The sequence below is a fragment of the Daejeonella oryzae DSM 19973 genome, from assembly GCF_000422945.1.
GTDB lineage: Bacteria > Bacteroidota > Bacteroidia > Sphingobacteriales > Sphingobacteriaceae > Daejeonella > Daejeonella oryzae.
The window spans coordinates 503745-523810 of sequence record NZ_AUHA01000002.1; the positions used below are offsets into that span (position 1 = coordinate 503745).

Below are 20066 nucleotides of genomic sequence, written 5' to 3' on the forward strand. Positions count from 1 at the left end.
TATGAAAGAAATTTTATTGGTTTTTGCCGGCGGAGGACTTGGAAGTGTTTGCCGCTTAATGGTAAGCAAGCTAGTTAATTTATATTCTCCGGTTTTCCCAATGGCTACACTAGCCTCCAATTTTTTAAGCTGCGTGATATTCGGAGCTTTGGTGATGCTTGGATTTAACCGAATGGATTTCTCTTATTCTTTAAAATTATTATTGATAACCGGTTTTTGCGGCGGTTTTAGCACGTATTCTGCATTTACTTTTGAGACGGTAGAGTTATTTAAAAATGGTCAGCAATGGATGGGAATCAGCAATATTATTTTAAATTTTGGAATAAGTGTAGCGGGTTTATACTTAGGAATGTTTGCCATTAAAAGTTTTGCATAATCAATTAGAAGTCCATTAAAACTCCCTGCCTGGGATACATCAATTTCAGACCTAATGTATTGACCTGTTCCAACTGCCGCTTAATTTTTAATTCTTTATCGGCGGAAGGCTTAATATGAGTTATCACCATGGGAAAATTTCGCAAGGCTTTTTGGCCGGTGAAGACACTCAGCTGTTTCATTTCTTTCATCAGCCAGTTTGGTGTAAGATGCCCAAATAATAGTTTATCCGGCTGTTCATTAGGATAAGAAACTTCCATAAAAATTGCCTTCAACTTTTTACTTTTTACAAGGGGAGAAATTTGCTGCCATAGCAATTTTAGCTGTTCTGATTTTTCTACTTCATCCGGTCCGGTATCTCCCAGATAAAGTATATAGCTATCATCTGAGCGAATTAAAAACGCGGTGCTCAAACCCGGAGAAGCATGACTGAGTGGAAATGCCTGCACAGAAAGTTCGGTTGAATCGATAGTGATTTCTGTGCCGGATGAAAAAGTATGATACGTATACTTATTTAATGTTGGCTTGTCGCCTTCATTTGCAAAATTGGCCCAATTTTGCCAGGTGAAATATCTATCCTTAAATACATCAATAACAAACGGAAGGGCGTAGATATTCTTTGCTGTATCTTCGGGTGAATTAATTACCAAACCGGAAACATGATCCAGGTGACCATGTGATATCAGATAGGCTTTGATGTATTTTTGCAGGACAATTTGTGCACTATCTCTGAAAACTTTGTTATCCACCGCTTTCTGAATACCAGAATGAATTGTTCCCGCATCCAGACAAATGAATTTATTTGAATTGGCCGGAGCCAGCATATAAGCTGATAGATTGCTCTCATCAGCGCCTCCTTTAACACCCAATGGAACTACCTTAAATGATTTCTGACCGTATCCCGGCAGGTTAAAAAGCAATCCTGATAAAAGCAAAAAAACGCGAAATGTTAAAATCATGTCTGTAAGTTAATTCTGAGCAAAAGACCATCCGTTTAAAGACGATAATCACTGATGGCTCAGAGTAAAATAAAGTACATAATTACGAAAAAGCATTTGCAAGGAACACTCTAATCAGCTGAATAGCTGCTCAACTTTGTCAAAAATAATTAACCCGCCGGCTAACAGCAGCATCATATTCCACCTGATGGAAGATTTTGTCATTGTTTTACTTTTTCGGAAATGTTGAAAGAGATCTGACAGGATTGCTGCCATGCCTAAAATGATTATAACAAGGATTACGAGAGAGATAATTAAATTAATCATATTAAAGAATTTGCCTGAAATCATGTTTAACACCCCAAAATCATACGGCTTAATCACGGCCATAATTTGATATATGAAATTTCCTCAGGTTAATAATTTTTTAAGCTACACCATTCGATAAAATTAATTGACAAAAAAAGTGTGAACGGTAGGTATTATTTAGGGAACGGCAAAAAATTCAGTTTTAGGGTGCATGAAAAATGACATCGCTTAAAATTGGTACAGAATATTAAAAAACGCAGAACTTTTAAACGTTCATTTTAATTACCGGCAATTTCTAAACTTGCCCAGAGATTAAATATGTATAAGATTAATAACTTTGCCCAATGAGTATCACTCCGGAAATTCAACAAAAAATAGAGCTTTTACAGGAAAAATATGCTGCAATGGGCCAGGATATGGCTTCTTACCTCGATGGGTTATTGTATGCAGATTTCTTAACCTATTGGGATTACATCCATCTGGATACTTTATTAAGCCTTCAAAGTCCAAAAACACCGTTTCCGGATGAACAAATATTCATCATGTATCACCAGATTACTGAACTTTATTTTAAGCTGGCTTTACATGAATGCAGTCAAATCAGTAAGAATCAATCTTTAACTTCTGATTTTTTTGCTGCCCGCTTAAAGCGGATAAATTCCTATTTCCAGGCCTTAACCAACTCTTTTGAAATTATGGTGGATGGAATGGAAAAAGAGCAGTTCCTGAAATTCAGGATGTCGTTGTTGCCCGCCAGCGGATTTCAATCAGGTCAGTACCGAATGATTGAAATTTATTCCACAGACTTTATCAATCTGGTTGCCAAAGACAAACGGGAAGAATTACAATCTGCTTCTGTAGAGGAGCAATTCGAATATATTTACTGGAAATTTGGAGCTACCGAACTGGCCTCCGGAAAACAAACTTTAACCTTAAAACAATTTGAGAAAAAGTATGCTTCCGAATTTATAGAGCTTGCAAAAAATGCACAATTCAGCAATTTCAGAGCTTTATTCAACAAATTTAAAGCAGAAGGTTCTGCAACCGATGAGATTGAAAAAGAATTAAAACTGCTGGATACACTGGTAAATGTAAACTGGCCTCTGGCGCATTATAAATCGGCGGTTAGATATTTGAATCGTCAGCCTGAAGAAATCAAAGCCACCGGCGGTACAAACTGGCAAAAATACCTGCCTCCGCGTTTTCAGAAAAGGATATTTTACCCGGAGCTTTGGAACGATGAAGAGCATGAAAACTGGGGTAAAAACTGGGTTCTAAGTGTACTCAATACACCTTCTATATGAAACTTTATTAAGGATTTAAGCTTGATTTAAGTAATTTTGCTCCACAAAAACCAACAAATAGTGATAGACACTCTCAACATTAAAGTTAATAAAACCCCTGCTTCCAGGTTGGAACAAACCGACTTTAGCAACCTTGCTTTTGGCCGCACATTTTCAGACCACATGTTTGTAGCTGATTTTGAAGACGGCGAATGGAAAAATTTACAGATAATGCCTTACGGCGATTTACCTTTCAGTCCGGCAATGTCTGCCCTGCATTATGGACAGGCCATTTTCGAAGGCATAAAAGCTTATAAACTACAAAACGGAGATATCTCTATATTCCGACCCTTAAAGAATTATGAGCGTTTTAATATTTCGGCAGAACGTATGTCTATGCCTGCGGTTCCGGAAGATTTGTTTATGCAGGGAATGACCCAATTGATAGCTTTGGATAAAAACTGGGTTCCCGGAAATGAAGGACAATCATTATATATTCGTCCGGTAATGTTTGCAACTGATCCGGTCTTGGGCGTTCATGCATCAGAAACATACAAATTCATCATTTTAACCGGACCATCAGGCGCATATTATTCAAAGCCATTACGGGTGAAAATAGAAACTCATTATGCCAGAGCCGCAGAAGGTGGTGTTGGTTATGCAAAAACCGCGGGCAATTATGGTCGTGCTTTGTTACCTACCAAGCAAGCTCAAAAAGAAGGGTTTGACCAGTTGATCTGGACAGATGCCCGTGATCATGGATATATTGAAGAGTCGGGAACAATGAATGTAATGTTTGTAATTGATGATGTTTTAATTACGCCTTCTACCCGTGATACTATATTGGATGGCGTTACCCGGAAAAGTATTTTGCAATTGGCCCAATCATGGGGTGTTAAAGTTGAAGAGCGCCGGGTAACTGTAGAAGAAGTGGTTAAAGCTGCCAAAGAAGGCACTTTACAGGAAGCTTTCGGTGCCGGCACCGCAGCAACCGTTGCCCATATAGCCCAAATTGGTTACGAAAGTGAAATTTACACACTGCCGGAACCTTTATCCCGCAAATTTTCTAATAAAGTTTCAAAAGCTTTAAGCGATATCCGCTATGGAATTACGGCTGATGAATTTGGGTGGAATTATATTCTATAAATAAATATTAAAATATATCGATAAACTGCCCGGCTAAAACCGGGCTTTTTTGTGAAAAAAATCTTTCACCAGTAGAACTTTGATAAAAATCAGGTAATTAAATCTGCCCGATTCGAGAAGTTTTTATGGAGTCATAAAGGAAATCAATCCAAATTCCAAATACTTCTCTATATTCAACAAAATTAATTTATATGATTCCTTCTTTAATTATTGGCTTTGTTTTGCTGGTCATTTTGTTCAGTTCATTTGTTACCGTTAGTCAGGGCACTATTGCCGTAGTAACTATATTCGGTAAGTACCGCAGAATTCTTACCCCGGGTTTAAATTTAAAAATCCCCTTAATTGAATTTATCCATTCCCGTATTTCTATTCAAAACCGTTCTGTAGAACTGGAGTTTCAGGCCGTAACCATGGACCAGGCGAATGTTTATTTTAAAGCGATGCTGCTTTATTCGGTGAATAACCAGAATGAAGAAACGATTAAAAATGTGGCATTTAAATTTGTGAACGATCAGAACTTAATGCAAGCTTTGATCCGCACCATCGAAGGAACCATCCGCTCGTTTGTTGCTACCAAAAAACAGTCAGAAGTTTTAAGTCTGAGAAAAGATATTGTAGATCACGTAAAAGATCAGATCGATACGGTTTTAGAAAGCTGGGGGTATCATTTACAAGATCTTCAACTCAACGACATCACTTTTGATGAAGTTATCTTAACATCCATGAGCCGGGTTGTGGCTTCAAACAACTTGAAAGCCGCAGCCGAAAACGAAGGACAGGCTTTACTGATCACCAAAACAAAAGCCGCCGAAGCGGATGGAAATGCAATTAAAATTGCGGCTAATGCCGAGCGGGAAGCAGCGCAGTTAAGAGGTCAGGGAATTGCTTTATTTCGCGAAGAAGTAGCAAAAGGTATGACCCATGCTGCTAAGGAAATGCAGTCTGCGGATCTGGATACATCTGTAATCTTATTTACGATGTGGACAGAAGCAATCAAGCATTTTGCGGAGAACGGAAAAGGAAATGTAATATTTCTCGACGGATCTTCAGAAGGCATGAAAAGAACCATGGATCAGATGATGAGCCTGAATTTAATAGATAAAGCCGCGAAAAACCTGTAAATATTTGTATCAAAAATTTAAAATCAATCTAATAAATCCACCGGAAATTATCTCCGTGTGGATTTATTTCACCATTCAGGGTTGCTGCCTATTATCCTTTCTTTCAGAGCGCTCCCTTCTCCTTTTATCCCGCTGAATCTTTTCCTTCTGATACTGTTTCATTTTTGCGGCAATCATCTGCTGGGTTTTTTCATCCAGTCCCACAGTTTCCTGTATCCCCATAAATAAGCCTTTCCACAACATATTAAAAAATGATGCATCTGGCGGGCGCATATATTGATACGATGCAACTCTTAATTTCTCAGAATAGGATGGATTATCACTTTTAAGTATGAGAATATTGGCCGCCATAGTTGCAATGTTCATGGTTTTTAAGCGTGAGTCACCTTCCTTTTTTTGAAGCAGTTTCACTTTTAAACCGTTATATCTTAAAGCAACCTTGCCTTTATTTTTATAGATGTCTCCACTTCCATCAAAAATCATATCCTTGATTAAGCCGGAGCGTATCTCAACTAAAGCGAGTGGTTTGATGGCTTTATTTAAAACCTGCGGCTTCATTAAACCCAATTTTCCCCGGTAGGTAAATGCAGAATTTTTATCACTCAGGTCAAAATTAACGTTTAAATCTAATCGCCCGCGGGCCATTAGCAGGCAGGTAATGCTGGCCTTGCAAAAGTGATTTATTTTTAGTGCCGCAGAATCATTGCTGATGTTATACAAATTCCCTTCTATCTCATTAAAATGCACCGTGCCCCTGCGCTGAGATTCTGCATTGTACTCAGAATAATTAATCTGAATATTATTTAACGCAACAGTATCCAGCCAGGTAGTTAAATCAAAATCCTGTAATGCCTTTTGAGGCAATTTTTTAATGCTTTTTGTACCACTTTCTTTAATTTCCGTATTTACAAAAACACTCATCATACTATTAGATATTGATAGTTTTGATGCCCGAAGTTTACGCTGACTATTAAACATCCGATAATTAATATTTTCTAAAAACGCCTCATCTACCCTTACCGAATATCTTTGTTTCCGGTCTGTAGCTATTTTTGAAAATTCCATTGCTCCATATCTGGGAACAATTCTGAATCCTTTCAACTTAGCATATTTATGAGAAGTTGATGCCGTAAACTCTTTCAGTTTCAGATCATACATATTATCTGATGTGCGGTAACTGTAATCGCGGAGACTCACAGAAATATCCTTGGTATAATATAATTTAGACTTGTCATATTGTGACATTGAATCGATTAGTAAACCGGAGATGCGAATGTTAAAATTTTTGAGCGAAGTAACCTGCCGGCGAGGAGCACTTTTATCGATATATTTAAAATCAGCATCTCTGAAAAGAATAGATTCTACATCAATAGATTTAAGATACTTTGAAAGGCGCAGGTATGCACTTCTGTTATCCATTACAGTATCCTGTGGAATATCAGTTTTCTGATAGATCATATCCACAGCAGGATTTTCTATAATAATTGATTTAAGAATTAATGACTTTTGAAAATAAACTTTCCATGGATTGAGCCGGTTTAATTCAAGTTTAGATACTTCGACCCTGTACAAATGCTTTGGTGCTTTTCCCTGCTTAATCAGCTTTTGATAAATCAATGTATCGGGATTAAACGAAATTCCTTTTAAACTGGCACTTCCGGTTAAAACATTCACATTGATCTTTTTAAAAGAAATATGATACAAACTATCTGTTGATGTGCTAATTGCTTCCTGAATTTGCTGAGTTAAAAATGGCCTCCAGTGACTATTAATATAATAAGCAAACGCGGCAAGGGCTGAAAATAAAACAATCAAAAAGATTAAAAGCCTCCTCCAGAACAAAGGAAGTTTACGGTGTACAGTCAGGGCTTTAGTATTAAAATTACTTCGCAATTGAAACTTTGTTAAGCTCTAAACTAAACTAATTTTACCGTTTTATTACTGCAAGTTTAGCTGACAAACTGTCATTATGTAAAAAAATAGTGTATTTTTGTATCCTTAAATTTATAAAAAATGCTGGGTTTACAAGCTTCTTTAAAAGATCATGATGAATCAAGACAAGGCGAAGCTTTAGTCCTTGATGGTGCGGATGTAAAACACAACAGAAAACTGTTTATTGAAAGTTACGGCTGTGCAATGAATTTCTCTGATAGCGAAATTGTTGCCTCCATTATGTCTGATATGGGTTTTTCTACCACTTCAGATTACAAGGAAGCTGACGTCATATTTATTAATACATGTTCTATCCGCGATAATGCAGAGCAGCGGGTTCGTAATAGGCTCAAAGAATTTAGTGCGGCAAAAGTTAAAAATCCTGGTATTACTATCGGGGTTTTAGGATGCATGGCCGAGCGCCTTAAGTCTAAATTTTTGGAAGAGGAAAAATTAGTAGATCTGGTAATTGGTCCGGATGCTTACCGCGATCTTCCAAATTTGATAGGCCAGGTTGATGACGGTAACCGAGCAGTAAACGTTCTACTTTCGAGGGAAGAAACCTATGCTGATATAAGTCCCGTAAGGTTAAATACGAACGGAATCTCTGCCTTCATTTCTATAATGCGGGGCTGTGATAATATGTGTTCATTCTGCGTGGTTCCTTTTACACGCGGAAGAGAACGTAGCCGTGATCCGCAGTCTATTGTGAGAGAAGCAGAAGAACTTTTCAATAAGGGCTACCGCGAAGTAACTTTATTAGGTCAGAATGTTGACTCTTATAAATATCCCGGTGCTGAAGCAAAAGAAGTTAATGATGAATCTCCATCGGGATACGGTCAAACAGTTAATTTTGCCCGACTTCTGGAATTGGTGGCCAATATTAATCCGGAATTAAGAGTGCGGTTTTCAACCTCACATCCTAAGGATATTACTGATGAAGTTTTATATACTATGGCCAGGCATGAAAATATCTGCAAGCATATTCACTTGCCGGTACAATCCGGCAACAGCCGGATTTTAGAAATGATGAACAGGACCTATACCCGCGAATGGTACATAGATCGTGTGGATGCCATCAGAAGAATCATGCCTGAATGCGGGATATCCACTGATATTATTATTGGTTTTTGCAGCGAAACGGAAGAAGAACATCAGGAAACATTGAGCATGATGGAATACGTTAAATACGATTTTGCATACATGTTTACTTATTCTGAACGCCCCGGCACATTAGCCGCTAAACGGTATCCGGATGATATTCCTGAAGAAGTTAAAAAAAGAAGGTTTAATGAAATTCTGGCGAAGCAACAGGAATGTTCTTCTATACGGCTGGAGCAACGCGTGGGCAAGACTTTTAAAGTTTTAATCGAGCGGAATTCAAAAAAATCTGCCACTGACTTTTCCGGAAAAAGTGATCAGAATACTACGGTAGTTTTCCCGGCAGACAACAAATCCAGGCCGGGTGATTATGTACATGTCCTGATTGAAAAATGTACACCTGCAACCTTAATCGGTAAAATTGTTGGTTAAAACCGGGTAGACCTAATTGACAGATTTCATTCATTATCTAATCAATACTCAGTAAAAAATGGACGTTCAGGAAATAAAGAACCGTTTCGGAATTATTGGAAATTCTCCCTTACTAAACCGTGCAATTGATATTGCAAGACAGGTTGCTCCTACAGATATTTCTGTATTGATAACCGGCGAAAGCGGTAGCGGGAAAGAAGTTTTTTCACACATTATCCATTCTATGAGTCCGCGGAAACATGGGCCCTTTATTGCTGTTAACTGCGGCGCTATCCCCGAAGGGACCATTGATTCTGAATTATTCGGTCACGAAAAAGGATCATTTACCGGAGCACATGAAGCCCGTAAAGGCTATTTTGAAGTGGTAGATGGAGGAACTATATTTTTAGATGAAGTAGCCGAACTGCCAATTGGTACGCAGGCCCGTTTGTTACGAGTATTAGAAACCGGAGAATACATTCGTGTTGGATCTTCAAAAGTTCAGAAAACAAATGTGCGTGTAATTGCGGCAACTAATAAAGATGTTTTTGATGCCGTAAAAGAAGGAAAATTCAGAGAAGATCTTTATTACAGACTCAACACGGTCCCTTTAAAAATACCTGCCCTACGCGAACGCAAGGAAGATATATACCTTTTATTCAGAAAATTCATTGCTGACTTTACTGATAAATACCGTAGTCCCTCTGTTCAGTTAGATCCGGATGCCCAGCAAATGCTTATGAATTACAGCTGGCCGGGGAATGTAAGACAGCTTAAAAATATAGCAGAGCAAATAGCCGTTTTAGAAAAAAACAGAGATATTACTGCTGAAGGAATGCTTAATTACATTCCGAATGAGTCTGGCAATAATCTGCCCATGCGTATAGAAAAGAGCAGTAAAGACGATTTTTCGGAGAGAGATATTCTTTATAAAGTTCTTTTTGATATGAAGAAAGACATGGTTGAATTAAAAAAGCTGGTGGCCGAAATTATCCGGAACGAAGGCAATTCGGCTGATTTTTCTTCACACCAGCAAGCTATCAATCAGTTATACAGGGATATCGAATTGCCGCAAAGCAGCGCCGGAAGCAATGATCAGCATACCTTAACCATTCATCAGCCGAAGAGTGAAAAAAATTATGGCCGGATGGATGAAGCGCATGAAGTTGAAGAATCTCTGTCATTGTTTGAAAAAGAATCAGATCTTATAAAAAAAGCACTTAAAAAACACAAAGGCAAACGTAAATTAGCAGCACAGGAATTGGGAATTTCTGAACGCACTCTTTATCGTAAAATAAAAGAGCTCGATTTAAACTAAAAATCAGAATGCAGAAAACAATTAGATACATCATCGGCTTAGTAATTTTCCCTTTACTGTTAATGCAGCAATCCTGCGGTTACAAATTATCCGGGGCCTCTATTCCACCGGAAATGAAAACGATATCCGTTCAATTTTTTGAAAATAACTCCTCACTGGTAGTACCTTATTTAAGCCAGCAATTTACAGAAGCATTAAAAGAACGTATCAGAAGTCAATCAAGGCTAAATATAATTAGGTCTGACGCAGATGCAAATTTTGAAGGCCGTATCTCTGATTACAGCATTCGCCCGGTAGCAATACAGGGGAATGAACGAGCCGGATTAAACAGATTAACTATTACCGTATTTGTAAAATATACAAACACATTAAAACCTGAACAGGGTTTTGAGCAATCATTTAGCCGGTTTAAAGATTTTTCAGTTCAGACGCGAACGCTGCAGGCACAGGAAGCTGATTTAATAAAAGAAATCAACGTACAATTAACCGAGGATATTTTTAACCGGGCTTTTGCCAACTGGTAAGTTCTATTAACAGGGAAACATTTTGGAAACAATAAACAATCAGGCTAATTTAAAACAGACTTTTTCAGGTTACGTTACTGATCCGGTAAATATCCTGCATTCAGAATCTGCCACCCTGGAAAAAATGATTCAGAAATTTCCATATTGCCAGCTATTACATGCTTTCAGTTGTAAAATCCATCAGGATATTGATCCCGCAAAGTTCGAGTTATTAGTACAAAAAGCAGCAGTTTATGCTCCTGACAGAAAAATTCTCTTTTCAATTATTCATGAGCCCGAAACTTTCAAAGCAATCAATTACGCTGATCAAAAAGAAAAAATTGAACTGAATGAAAAACAGGTTCAGGATCTTGCAGAGCTGTCTGAGGTGCCCGTTACTGATGCTGAAATTATAGAAACTGTAGAATATTCTGAAAATGAAGATGATTCTTATATTGAGATTATTGAGGAAGACCTGATTGAACCGGTTGAAACTCCTGCTCAAAAAATTGAAATTGATGATGAGGAAAAAATACTGCTTGAAAATATCGCTTCCGCGGATTTTTTCGCCTTCGAGAAAAAACTCACTTATCAAACAAATGAACATGTTGCCCAGCGTACGGTAAATATTAATCCGGCGGAAGCCGAACCTGCAAAGCAGGAGAAACAGGAAATTGCAGAATCTTCTATAGAAAAGCAGGAGGTCTCCAGATATGATGATGACCAAATGCCCTACTCTTTTTTATGGTGGCTGCATAAAACACGTAAAGAACACGCTGATACCTACCAGCCGTATGTAGAGTTTAAATTAGATACCAGCAAAGGCATTCAAAAAACTACCGGCGAAGAATTAGACCATCAGATCAAAGAAAATATTTTTCATCTTCAATCACCGCTGGATGATATAGAAAAGAAAAGTATTCCCAACACCATCCACTTTGAGCTAAGGCGCAAGGAAGAGGTTATTATAGAAAAATTTATACGCGAAGAACCGCAAATCAAACCTCCTGCTCCTAATAAACTGGATAATGAAAATAAGGCCCGCAAAAGTGCCGAAGATACAAATGACCTGGTATCAGAAACTTTGGCGACCATCTATTCAGAGCAAATGCTATTTCACAAAGCCATTGATACTTACAAAAAATTAAGTTTGAAATTCCCGGAAAAAAGAGCTTACTTTGCCGACCAAATTCGGGAATTAGAAAAGAAAATAAATTAAATAAATAAACAATATGTATTTCGCATTAGTTATTCTGGCCATCGTGGTGTGTGTGTTACTTGGATTGATCATTCTGATCCAGAACCCTAAAGGTGGTGGCTTGTCTTCAGGTTTCTCAGGCTCTAATAATGTTATGGGCGTACAGCGTACCGGCGATTTTTTAGAAAAAGGAACCTGGGTATTAGCTGTTATTTTAATGGTATTGGCGCTTTTAATTAATGTTACCATCCCTAGAGGTGGCGATGTAGATGAAAACAGAGATATTCAGAATCAAATTAATAAAACTGCACCTGCTGCAGCTCCAAGTACTTTACCCGTTTTACCGGCAGACAGTACCAAAAGATAGTTTATAGAAATCTTAAAAAAAGGCTTCCCACAGTGGAAGCTTTTTTTTTGGCTGACATTTTAACTGACACGATGACACCGACCTATTCTTTAAAACAAGGGTACTTACACAGTTGATGAAATTTTGACAAGAATCAGTTTTATAAGCCCTTTGGCATAATAACTGACGTTAAAAGAATGGATAAAAATTAATTAATTTAATAATCACACAAATATACTATGGCATTAAATATTAAACCCATTGGAGACCGAGTAGTTATAGAAGCTGCTCCGGCTGAAGAGAAAACAGCATCAGGACTTTACATTCCGGATACGGCAAAAGAAAAGCCACAGCGCGGAACTGTTGTAGCGGTTGGAAATGGTAAAGTTGATGAGCCAATGACTGTTAAGGTTGGCGATGATGTTTTGTACGGAAAATACGCAGGAACTGAAATCACTCATGAGGGTAAAGAATATTTGATCATGCGTGAAGCAGATATTTTTGCGATCCTATAAAAAATATGAGAATTCAGATATGAGGCATAAAAAATACCCGTATCAGAAAATTGTATCCTGTTTAGAAATCCTAAATTATTAAAACTTACAATCTAAATTTTAGAATATAGGCGCAAGTCTCAGATCTAGAATTTCACAACTAAAATCTTAAAAAATGTCAAAACAAGTTAAATACAATGTTGAAGCACGCGATGCCCTGAAAAGAGGTGTTGATATTTTAGCCAATGCGGTTAAAGTAACTTTAGGCCCAAAAGGTCGTAATGTAATTATTGATAAAAAATTTGGTTCACCTTCTATCACTAAAGATGGTGTTACTGTAGCCAAAGAAATTGAGTTAAAAGATCCATTGGAAAACATGGGTGCTCAAATGGTTAAAGAAGTAGCCTCTAAAACTGCTGATATTGCTGGTGATGGTACAACTACCGCTACCGTTTTAGCTCAGGCAATTATTACTGCTGGAATTAAAAACGTAGCTGCGGGCGCAAATCCAATGGATTTAAAGCGTGGTATTGACAAAGCTGTTTTAGCTGTTGTAAATAATCTTAAAGCACAGTCACAGGCCGTTGGAGAAGATAATAACAAGATTAAACAAGTAGCATCTATTTCTGCTAACAATGATGAAGTGATCGGAACTCTGATTGCTGATGCAATGGCAAAAGTTGGAAAAGATGGTGTAATTACTGTTGAAGAAGCAAAAGGTACTGAAACAGAAATGAAAACTGTGGAAGGTATGCAATTCGACCGTGGATATTTATCTCCATATTTTGTAACTAATACAGATAAAATGGAAGCGGAATTAGAAAATCCGTACATTTTAATCTACGACAAAAAGATCTCTTCAATGAAAGAGTTACTTCCGGTATTAGAAAAACAAGTTCAAACAGGAAAACCTCTTTTAATTATTGCCGAGGATTTAGATGGCGAGGCTTTAGCAACATTAGTTGTAAATAAAATCCGTGGTTCTTTAAAAGTAGTTGCTGTTAAAGCTCCTGGATTTGGCGACCGTCGTAAAGCAATGCTTGAAGATATCGCTATCCTTACAGGTGGTACCGTAATTTCTGAAGAAAGAGGCTACAAATTAGAAAATGCAGATTTAACTTATTTAGGTCAGGCAGAAAAGGTTGTTGTTGATAAAGACAATACCATCATGATCAATGGTGCCGGCAAATCTGACGACATCAAAGCTCGCGTAAGCCAGATCAAAGCACAGGTAGAAAGCACTACTTCTGATTACGATAAAGAAAAATTACAGGAACGCTTAGCTAAGTTAGCTGGTGGTGTTGCCGTATTATACGTTGGTGCAGCTACCGAAGTAGAAATGAAAGAGAAAAAAGACCGTGTAGATGATGCTTTACATGCAACACGTGCTGCGGTTGAAGAAGGTATTGTTGCCGGTGGTGGTGTTGCTTTCATTCGTGCGGTTTCTTCTTTAGCCGATCTTAAAGGCGATAACGAAGATGAGAATACAGGTATTCAGATCATCCGTCGTGCGATCGAAGAGCCATTACGTCAGATTTGTGAAAATGCAGGTATTGAAGGTTCAATCGTTGTTCAAAAAGTTAAAGAAGGAACAGGCGATTTCGGTTACAATGCACGTACCGATGTTTACGAGAATTTAATTGGTGCCGGTGTTATCGATCCAACTAAAGTTGGTCGTGTAGCATTAGAGAATGCTGCTTCTATTGCTTCTATGCTTTTAACTACAGAGGTTGTCTTAGCTGACGATCCTGAAGACGAAAAAGGTGGTGGTATGCCTCCAATGGGTGGCGGTGGTATGGGCGGAATGATGTAATTCTTTCCCGGCTCACCTTTAAACAAGAGGCCATCAGTTTAAAAAACCCTTTCCGGAAATCCGGAAAGGGTTTTTTAATTGATAGAGGGATAAGTCTGTTATATAAGGCTCAGTTATATTGATTAAACCTCATCTTCCATACTAAAAAATGCGTCAGGTGTGATGGTATTTACTAAATGACAGAATGCGTTTACGAAAATTTTTCTAATAAGTAGCTTTCAAAACCTGTTCGCCAAGCATTTCTGCCCATTCTGCATACATTTTGGCCGAAGGATGCAATCCATCTGTTGCAATAAGCGAATCATCTGAACCCGCTCTACGTGAACCTGCAGTAATATCTATGTATTGAATGTTTTCAGCCAAAGTTTCATCTTTATTTATAGCGTTAAATAAATCAATTTCTTCTGAAATCTTTGCGATATCCCGGTTGCTTTTTTGGGCAAACGCTGTAACACCCCAATCGGGAATAGACACGACGAATACATGAGATTTATTCCCTCCGGCAAAATTGATAGCGGTTTTTAAAAGTTCTTTAAATTCCCGACGGTAAACATCCGGAGAATATCCCCGGTATTGATTATTAACTCCGATCAGCAAAGTAACCAGATCATATTTTTTTTGCAGGTTATTTTGTGGGATAGCTTTGATAAGATCATCGGTAGTCCAACCGGTAGTGGCTACAATTTCCGGGGGAGACACTTTCATCCCGGCAAGGTTAAGTTTTGCTGTTAACTGGTACGGAAAAGATTGATCCCTTGTAACAGATTCTCCGATGGTGTACGAATCGCCTAAAGCGAGGTAAGTTTTATTCATAGAAACTGGCTGGCTGATATTAATCTTCTTCTGACAAGAGGAAGCAAGAATGACAAGGGTAAGAATTCCGAATATTTTCATTTAAACAATTTCCATTTCAAATGATACGGAAATATGGTTCATAAGGATTTTTTTGACTTCTGATAGATCAGGTTTGTAGCCTAGTTCGAGCTCCATGGAAGTAACCTGCTTATCATCAATGCCGCAGGGTACAATATTCTTAAAATAATCCAGATCGGGACTTACGTTCAAAGCAAAACCATGCATGGTTACCCACCTGCTGCACCGAACTCCCAGTGCGCAAATTTTACGTGCCTTTTCGTTATCAGCATCCAGCCAAACTCCGGTAAATCCGGTAAACCTTCCGGCAATGATTCCATAGTCTTTTAAAGTTAAAATTACGGCCTCTTCCAGAGTTCGAAGGTATAAATGGATATCTGTAAAAAAATTATCCAGATCCAAAATCGGATAACCCACCAGTTGTCCCGGACCATGGTAGGTTATATCGCCTCCCCTGTTAATTTTATGAAATGACGCATGTTTATCCAGAAGCTCATTCTCATCCAATAACAGGTTTTGAGGTTTACCGCTCTTCCCCAAAGTGTAAACATGAGGATGTTCCACAAAAATAAGATGATTGCTGGTGGGATGCTCTGTATTATTACTGCGGTTGAACTGTTTTGAACGAACAATGCCGGAGAAAATCTCTTCCTGTTTATCCCAGGCCGTCTGGTAATCAAGCATTCCCCAGTCATCAAATAAAACCTGCTTATTCTTCATTTTCTGCTTTAGCTACATATCCGATCATATAATCACCCAACTGATGATACTTCACGTCATATTTTTGTGTGGGAGTATTGGCTATCTGCAAACTTGCGGTTGTATTAACATCGATATCGCATTCGAAAGAATTCAAGCGGATGTTGTTTAAAAATGAAACCTGCTTTTTGCCCTGCAGTTTATAAATAGCTTCTTTAGCGCACCAGCACATATATAGATGTTCGGTTTTATTAGCCGGATCTATAAAGTCGAGCTCATCCTCACTCATAAATTTACGGGCAATGCGTTCAATTTTATTTTTCATCAATTCGATATCGATTCCTACTGCCTTATCTACGCTAATCATTACAGCCGCATAATCAAAAGAATGACTTAAAGAAATATGATGCGGGAAGTTGGCCAGATAAGGTTTGCCATGTTCATCTACCTTGCAGTCAATATACTCATCTGTTTGCAGCATTGTACGCAGCAAAACCCGGGTACTAAGCCAATGCAGATTCCGCTTTCCATTGTTTAACGAATCCAGATAGGTTAACTCGTGTTCTTTAAGCTGAAGCTGAGCAAACAATTCATCTGCAGTTTCTTCGATTTTCCAAAGAGCAAAGGAGGTTTGAGAGTCGATTTTTTTTTGATAAGCAAGTGCCATCTTTATAAATAAAATACCTGCAAATTTATCTCAAATATGTTATAATTTTAGAGCAATCTGGAGGCCGCGTTTATAATTTATATTACCTGTAATGAATATCCTGCCGATACTTTATATTATACAATGATAACCCTTATAATTTATTATGATACTTTCTGACAAGCTAATTCTCGAAGAAATTGAAAAAGGAACTATAATTATTGAGCCTTTTAGAAAAGAATGTTTAGGTACAAATTCATACGATGTACATTTAGGTAAATACCTTGCTACTTACAAAAACCGAATTTTAGATGCCAAATCTCACAATGAAATTGACCACTTTGAAATTCCCAAAGATGGTTTTGTATTACAAACTAATACTTTATATCTGGGCGTAACATTAGAATATACAGAAACCCATAGTCACGTTCCCTTTCTTGAAGGTAAATCGAGCACCGGGAGACTGGGTATAGATATACATGCAACTGCCGGCAAAGGCGACGTGGGATTCTGTAATACATGGACTCTCGAAATTTCATGCACACAGCCGGTGAGAATATATGCCGGAATGCCTATCGGCCAGTTAATTTATTTTGTGGTTGACGGCGATATCGAGACTATGTACAACACAAAAAGCGATGCAAAATATAATAACAAAACTACCCGCCCTGTAGAAAGCATGATGTGGAAAAACGCTTTTTAAATTACTGCGCCATATAAATATTGACTCTTTGATTATTCTAAAGCCTTAATTTTTTAGTAAATTAAGGCTTTAATTGTTTAAAAATAAGATGCAGATCCGCTCACTTTTCGTAATTTCCCTTTTCGCTGTTTTCCTTACTTTGGGATTTATTCAGGATGATGAGCCTCTGAAAAAGATTCTCGCTCAGCTGGAAAAATACCGCACAGAACATCCTCAGGAGAAAGTCCATATCCATTTAGATAAACCTTACTATGCCATTGGAGATAACATTTGGTTTAAAGCCTATGTTATGAATGCCGAGCATCATGATCTGTCTGGGCTTAGCAAAATTCTATATGTTGAGCTGATCAATGACAAGGATTCAGTTAAGCAATCTTTAAGACTTCCGCTTGTAGCAGGATTGGCTTTTGGCGACTTTGCTCTCAGCGACTCGCTTCGCGAAGGAAATTACAGGATCAGGGCTTATACAACCTTGATGCGAAATTATGGGGAAGAATATTTTTTCGACAAAACTATTCTTATCGGAAATTCCATTTCAAATAATGTATTTACGCAGGTTAAAAATTCATATTTTAAAGAAGGTGCTTCAGAAAAAGTTAAATCTGAGATCAGATATACCGATTTGAACGGAAAGCCCTGGGCCAATAAGGAAGTACTTTATAATGTACAACTTGATTTCAGGAATATTGCAAAAAGTAAGGGAAAGACTGACGAAAACGGGATTTTAAATATCCAGTTTAGTAATAATCAGCCATTCATTTTAAAATCCGGTAAAATATTTACAAGTATCAAAATAGATTCGCTTAGAACCGTATCAAAGGTTATTCCTGTTAAATCTACCTCGCAGGATGTGGATATTTATTTTTTTCCGGAGAGTGGAAACCTTATTTATGGTGTAAGATCTAAAGTTGCTTTTAAAGCAGTTAGCGCCGATGGTTTGGGCGTTGTGGTTTCCGGTTATGTAAGCGACAAAAATAATAACAAGGTTGCAGAGTTAAAATCAGAGCATGCAGGTATGGGAGTTTTTGGATTGCTTCCTGAAAAAGATAACATCTATAAAGCAACAATTATATTCGAGGATGGATCTGAAAAATTGGTAGACCTCCCTACTGTTCATTCAACCGGATATGTTCTATCTATAAATAATATAAGTTCAGAAAACCTGGTTGTTAAGATTGCTGCAAGTCCCTCGGTTACGCCGGATGATTCGATTACTTTAGTTGCTCAGTCTAACGGTGTTGTAAAATATGTTTCTAAAGGAAAAATGGAGAGCAGGGTTTTGAGTACCAGCATTCCGAAAACCCGTTTTGAGACCGGAATAGTGCAGTTTACTATTTTTAATTCCCGCAATGAGGCTTTAGCAGAGCGACTTGTGTTTATTTCCCATCCAAATGATCTAAACATCCAGATAAAATCTCCTGAATTAACAGAAAAAAGAGAGAAAGTTAAACTCGCTGTAAATGTTACCGACGCATCCGGAAAGCCGGCAATTGGCAGTTTTTCCATGTCGGTTCTTGATGAATCGAAAGTTCCGTTTAATGAAAATGACGAAGTAACTATTCTTTCCAATATTTTACTAAGCTCTGAACTGAAAGGTTTTATAGAGAAGCCAAACTATTATTTCAGCGGGGCTGATGAAGAAAGAAAACGTCATCTGGATATTTTGATGCTTACACAGGGCTGGAGAAGATTTGTTTGGAAAAACCTGATTGCGGATGCATTTCCGTCTGTAGTTTATAAACCCGAGCAAAGCATGCAGATAAGCGGCAAAGTTACCGCACCGAATGGCAATCCTGTAGCCGGAGGTAAAGTAACTTTATTTTCATCTATTGGTGAGATATTTTTAGCAGAAACTGTAACCAATCCGGACGGAGAGTTTAATTTCGAAAATCTGAATTTTAACGACAGCACAAAATTTGTCATTCAGGCACGCAATTTAAAAGACCGTAAAAATGTACGGATCGAACTGGATGTTTTACCTCCTCAGGTAGTTACTAAAAATAAAAATGCGGCTGCAATTGAAGTAAACTTAAACCAAAATTTAAACTCCTACCTAAATCACAGTCTTAATCAATATAAAGAATTGAGTAAATATGGTCTGATCAGGAAAAGCATAATTTTATCTGAAGTAAAAATTGTGGAGAAGAAACCCCTTGTTAAAACATCATCGAATTTAAACGGTGCCGGAAATGCAGATTTTATTATAACCGCAAAGGATTTGGAATACGCAAATGACATCACCCAATTTATACAAGGGCGGGTACCTGGAGTAATTGTAAGAAATGGCATTATTTATTCTGCAAGGAATTTGACTTCCTCATTTTCCGGTCCTGTTCCTATGCAAATTGTTATAGACGGAATGTTCGTAGAACCTCAATATTTAAGCTCAATAAATCCGCGTGATGTTGAAACCATTGAAGTATTGAAAAGCGGATTCAATACATCTATTTATGGCCTCCGTGGTTCAGGGGGACTTCTCATTATTTCTACAAAAAGAGGCAAGCAAAACCTCTCTTATGCCTCGTATGCACAGGGAATTATTAGTTATAATCCAAAAGGTTTTTATCAGGGGAAAGAATTTTATTCGCCTAATTACTTCGATCCAAAAACCAATACCCAAATGCTCGATCTCAGATCTACCATTTACTGGAATCCGATGGTGAATACAGATTCTTCCGGCAAAGCCTCTGTAGAATTTTACAATGCAGATTCTCCAGGATACTACAAAGTAATTTTGGAAGGTATTACCTCTGAAGGGAAAATCGGCAGAACTATTTACAGATATCAGGTAAAGTAAAGATTTCAGGATGTCTACTATTTTCATCTGAAATGAATACCTGATTATTCAAATCGATTA

18 protein-coding genes are annotated in these 20066 nt (G+C 37.8%); 13 read left to right on the plus strand and 5 right to left on the minus strand.

All coding sequences use genetic code 11. From position 1 onward, the window contains the following. Position 1: 1 nt before the first annotated feature. Positions 2-376, plus strand: coding sequence for a fluoride efflux transporter FluC (locus G521_RS0102530; RefSeq protein ID WP_026897118.1), 375 nt, complete (start codon positions 2-4; stop codon positions 374-376). Between the two features lie 4 nt (positions 377-380). Here the strand turns inward: G521_RS0102530 and G521_RS0102535 are convergent, their stop codons facing one another. Continuing rightward, on the minus strand, positions 381-1334 hold the full coding sequence (locus tag G521_RS0102535) for an MBL fold metallo-hydrolase (protein ID WP_026897119.1): 954 nt from the start codon (positions 1332-1334) through the stop codon (positions 381-383). A 632-nt stretch (positions 1335-1966) separates the two neighbouring features. Between G521_RS0102535 and G521_RS0102545 the strand changes: the two genes are divergently transcribed. From G521_RS0102545 to G521_RS0102555, 3 genes are all read left to right on the plus strand, one after another. Further along, positions 1967-2926 carry a tryptophan 2,3-dioxygenase family protein gene (locus G521_RS0102545; protein ID WP_026897121.1) on the plus strand — a complete coding sequence of 320 codons (960 nt, stop codon included), beginning with the start codon at positions 1967-1969 and terminating at the stop codon, positions 2924-2926. A 60-nt stretch (positions 2927-2986) separates the two neighbouring features. After that, positions 2987-4051, plus strand: coding sequence for a branched-chain amino acid aminotransferase (locus G521_RS0102550; RefSeq protein WP_026897122.1), 1065 nt, complete (start codon positions 2987-2989; stop codon positions 4049-4051). A gap of 191 nt (positions 4052-4242) precedes the next feature. Further along, the gene (locus tag G521_RS0102555) at positions 4243-5172 is read left to right on the plus strand and encodes an SPFH domain-containing protein (RefSeq protein ID WP_026897123.1); all 930 of its coding nucleotides are present in this window, start codon (positions 4243-4245) and stop codon (positions 5170-5172) included. A 75-nt stretch (positions 5173-5247) separates the two neighbouring features. Here the strand turns inward: G521_RS0102555 and G521_RS0102560 are convergent, their stop codons facing one another. Then, the gene (locus G521_RS0102560) at positions 5248-6987 is read right to left on the minus strand and encodes a hypothetical protein (RefSeq protein ID WP_026897124.1); all 1740 of its coding nucleotides are present in this window, start codon (positions 6985-6987) and stop codon (positions 5248-5250) included. A gap of 198 nt (positions 6988-7185) precedes the next feature. Between G521_RS0102560 and miaB the strand changes: the two genes are divergently transcribed. The 7 genes from miaB (at position 7186) to groL (ending at position 14288) form a co-directional block, all read left to right on the plus strand. Beyond that, positions 7186-8637: a tRNA (N6-isopentenyl adenosine(37)-C2)-methylthiotransferase MiaB gene (gene miaB / locus G521_RS0102565; RefSeq protein ID WP_026897125.1), complete on the plus strand. Its 1452-nt coding sequence runs from the start codon at positions 7186-7188 to the stop codon at positions 8635-8637. Positions 8638-8695: 58 nt separating this feature from the next. Beyond that, entirely contained in the window at positions 8696-9934 is a 1239-nt protein-coding gene (locus G521_RS0102570; protein ID WP_026897126.1) for a sigma-54 interaction domain-containing protein, read from the plus strand. Between the two features lie 8 nt (positions 9935-9942). Next, on the plus strand, positions 9943-10458 hold the full coding sequence (gene lptE / locus G521_RS0102575; protein ID WP_026897127.1) for an LPS assembly lipoprotein LptE: 516 nt from the start codon (positions 9943-9945) through the stop codon (positions 10456-10458). Positions 10459-10480: 22 nt separating this feature from the next. Then, the gene (locus G521_RS16305; protein WP_051189399.1) at positions 10481-11656 is read left to right on the plus strand and encodes a hypothetical protein; all 1176 of its coding nucleotides are present in this window, start codon (positions 10481-10483) and stop codon (positions 11654-11656) included. A gap of 13 nt (positions 11657-11669) precedes the next feature. Next, positions 11670-12002 carry a preprotein translocase subunit SecG gene (gene secG, locus G521_RS0102585; protein ID WP_026897128.1) on the plus strand — a complete coding sequence of 111 codons (333 nt, stop codon included), beginning with the start codon at positions 11670-11672 and terminating at the stop codon, positions 12000-12002. Between the two features lie 218 nt (positions 12003-12220). Next, the gene (locus G521_RS0102590) at positions 12221-12496 is read left to right on the plus strand and encodes a co-chaperone GroES (protein WP_026897129.1); all 276 of its coding nucleotides are present in this window, start codon (positions 12221-12223) and stop codon (positions 12494-12496) included. 154 nt (positions 12497-12650) lie between these two features. Beyond that, positions 12651-14288: a chaperonin GroEL gene (groL, locus tag G521_RS0102595; RefSeq protein WP_026897130.1), complete on the plus strand. Its 1638-nt coding sequence runs from the start codon at positions 12651-12653 to the stop codon at positions 14286-14288. 204 nt (positions 14289-14492) lie between these two features. On the opposite strand, the gene G521_RS16310 is transcribed toward groL, so the two are convergent. Genes G521_RS16310 through G521_RS0102610 form a run of 3 tightly spaced genes read right to left on the minus strand, consistent with a single transcriptional unit; the run spans position 14493 to position 16527 of the window. Continuing rightward, on the minus strand, positions 14493-15182 hold the full coding sequence (locus tag G521_RS16310) for an SGNH/GDSL hydrolase family protein (RefSeq protein ID WP_036678018.1): 690 nt from the start codon (positions 15180-15182) through the stop codon (positions 14493-14495). Further along, positions 15183-15881 carry a lipoyl(octanoyl) transferase LipB gene (gene lipB / locus G521_RS0102605; protein ID WP_026897131.1) on the minus strand — a complete coding sequence of 233 codons (699 nt, stop codon included), beginning with the start codon at positions 15879-15881 and terminating at the stop codon, positions 15183-15185. Continuing rightward, positions 15871-16527 (minus strand): 4'-phosphopantetheinyl transferase family protein, encoded by a 657-nt coding sequence (locus tag G521_RS0102610; protein WP_026897132.1) that lies wholly within the window; start codon positions 16525-16527, stop codon positions 15871-15873. Before G521_RS0102610 ends, lipB begins: the two co-directional genes overlap by 11 nt. 145 nt (positions 16528-16672) lie before the next feature. On the opposite strand from G521_RS0102610, the gene dcd reads away from it, so the two are divergent. Both dcd and G521_RS0102620 read left to right on the plus strand, forming a co-directional pair. Beyond that, the gene (gene dcd / locus G521_RS0102615) at positions 16673-17209 is read left to right on the plus strand and encodes a dCTP deaminase (protein ID WP_026897133.1); all 537 of its coding nucleotides are present in this window, start codon (positions 16673-16675) and stop codon (positions 17207-17209) included. An 88-nt stretch (positions 17210-17297) separates the two neighbouring features. Then, positions 17298-20006 carry a TonB-dependent receptor plug domain-containing protein gene (locus G521_RS0102620; protein ID WP_026897134.1) on the plus strand — a complete coding sequence of 903 codons (2709 nt, stop codon included), beginning with the start codon at positions 17298-17300 and terminating at the stop codon, positions 20004-20006. Positions 20007-20066: the final 60 nt, after the last annotated feature.

Coding starts and splice junctions, on each gene's coding strand:
- G521_RS0102530 (WP_026897118.1), top strand. CDS start 2: ATGAAAGAAATTTTATTGGTTTTTGCCGGCGGAGGACTTGGAAGTGTT.
- G521_RS0102535 (WP_026897119.1), bottom strand. CDS start 1,334: ATGATTTTAACATTTCGCGTTTTTTTGCTTTTATCAGGATTGCTTTTT.
- G521_RS0102545 (WP_026897121.1), top strand. CDS start 1,967: ATGAGTATCACTCCGGAAATTCAACAAAAAATAGAGCTTTTACAGGAA.
- G521_RS0102555 (WP_026897123.1), top strand. CDS start 4,243: ATGATTCCTTCTTTAATTATTGGCTTTGTTTTGCTGGTCATTTTGTTC.
- miaB (WP_026897125.1), top strand. CDS start 7,186: ATGCTGGGTTTACAAGCTTCTTTAAAAGATCATGATGAATCAAGACAA.
- G521_RS0102570 (WP_026897126.1), top strand. CDS start 8,696: ATGGACGTTCAGGAAATAAAGAACCGTTTCGGAATTATTGGAAATTCT.
- lptE (WP_026897127.1), top strand. CDS start 9,943: ATGCAGAAAACAATTAGATACATCATCGGCTTAGTAATTTTCCCTTTA.
- secG (WP_026897128.1), top strand. CDS start 11,670: ATGTATTTCGCATTAGTTATTCTGGCCATCGTGGTGTGTGTGTTACTT.
- G521_RS0102590 (WP_026897129.1), top strand. CDS start 12,221: ATGGCATTAAATATTAAACCCATTGGAGACCGAGTAGTTATAGAAGCT.
- groL (WP_026897130.1), top strand. CDS start 12,651: ATGTCAAAACAAGTTAAATACAATGTTGAAGCACGCGATGCCCTGAAA.
- G521_RS16310 (WP_036678018.1), bottom strand. CDS start 15,182: ATGAAAATATTCGGAATTCTTACCCTTGTCATTCTTGCTTCCTCTTGT.
- lipB (WP_026897131.1), bottom strand. CDS start 15,881: ATGAAGAATAAGCAGGTTTTATTTGATGACTGGGGAATGCTTGATTAC.
- G521_RS0102610 (WP_026897132.1), bottom strand. CDS start 16,527: ATGGCACTTGCTTATCAAAAAAAAATCGACTCTCAAACCTCCTTTGCT.
- dcd (WP_026897133.1), top strand. CDS start 16,673: ATGATACTTTCTGACAAGCTAATTCTCGAAGAAATTGAAAAAGGAACT.
- G521_RS0102620 (WP_026897134.1), top strand. CDS start 17,298: ATGCAGATCCGCTCACTTTTCGTAATTTCCCTTTTCGCTGTTTTCCTT.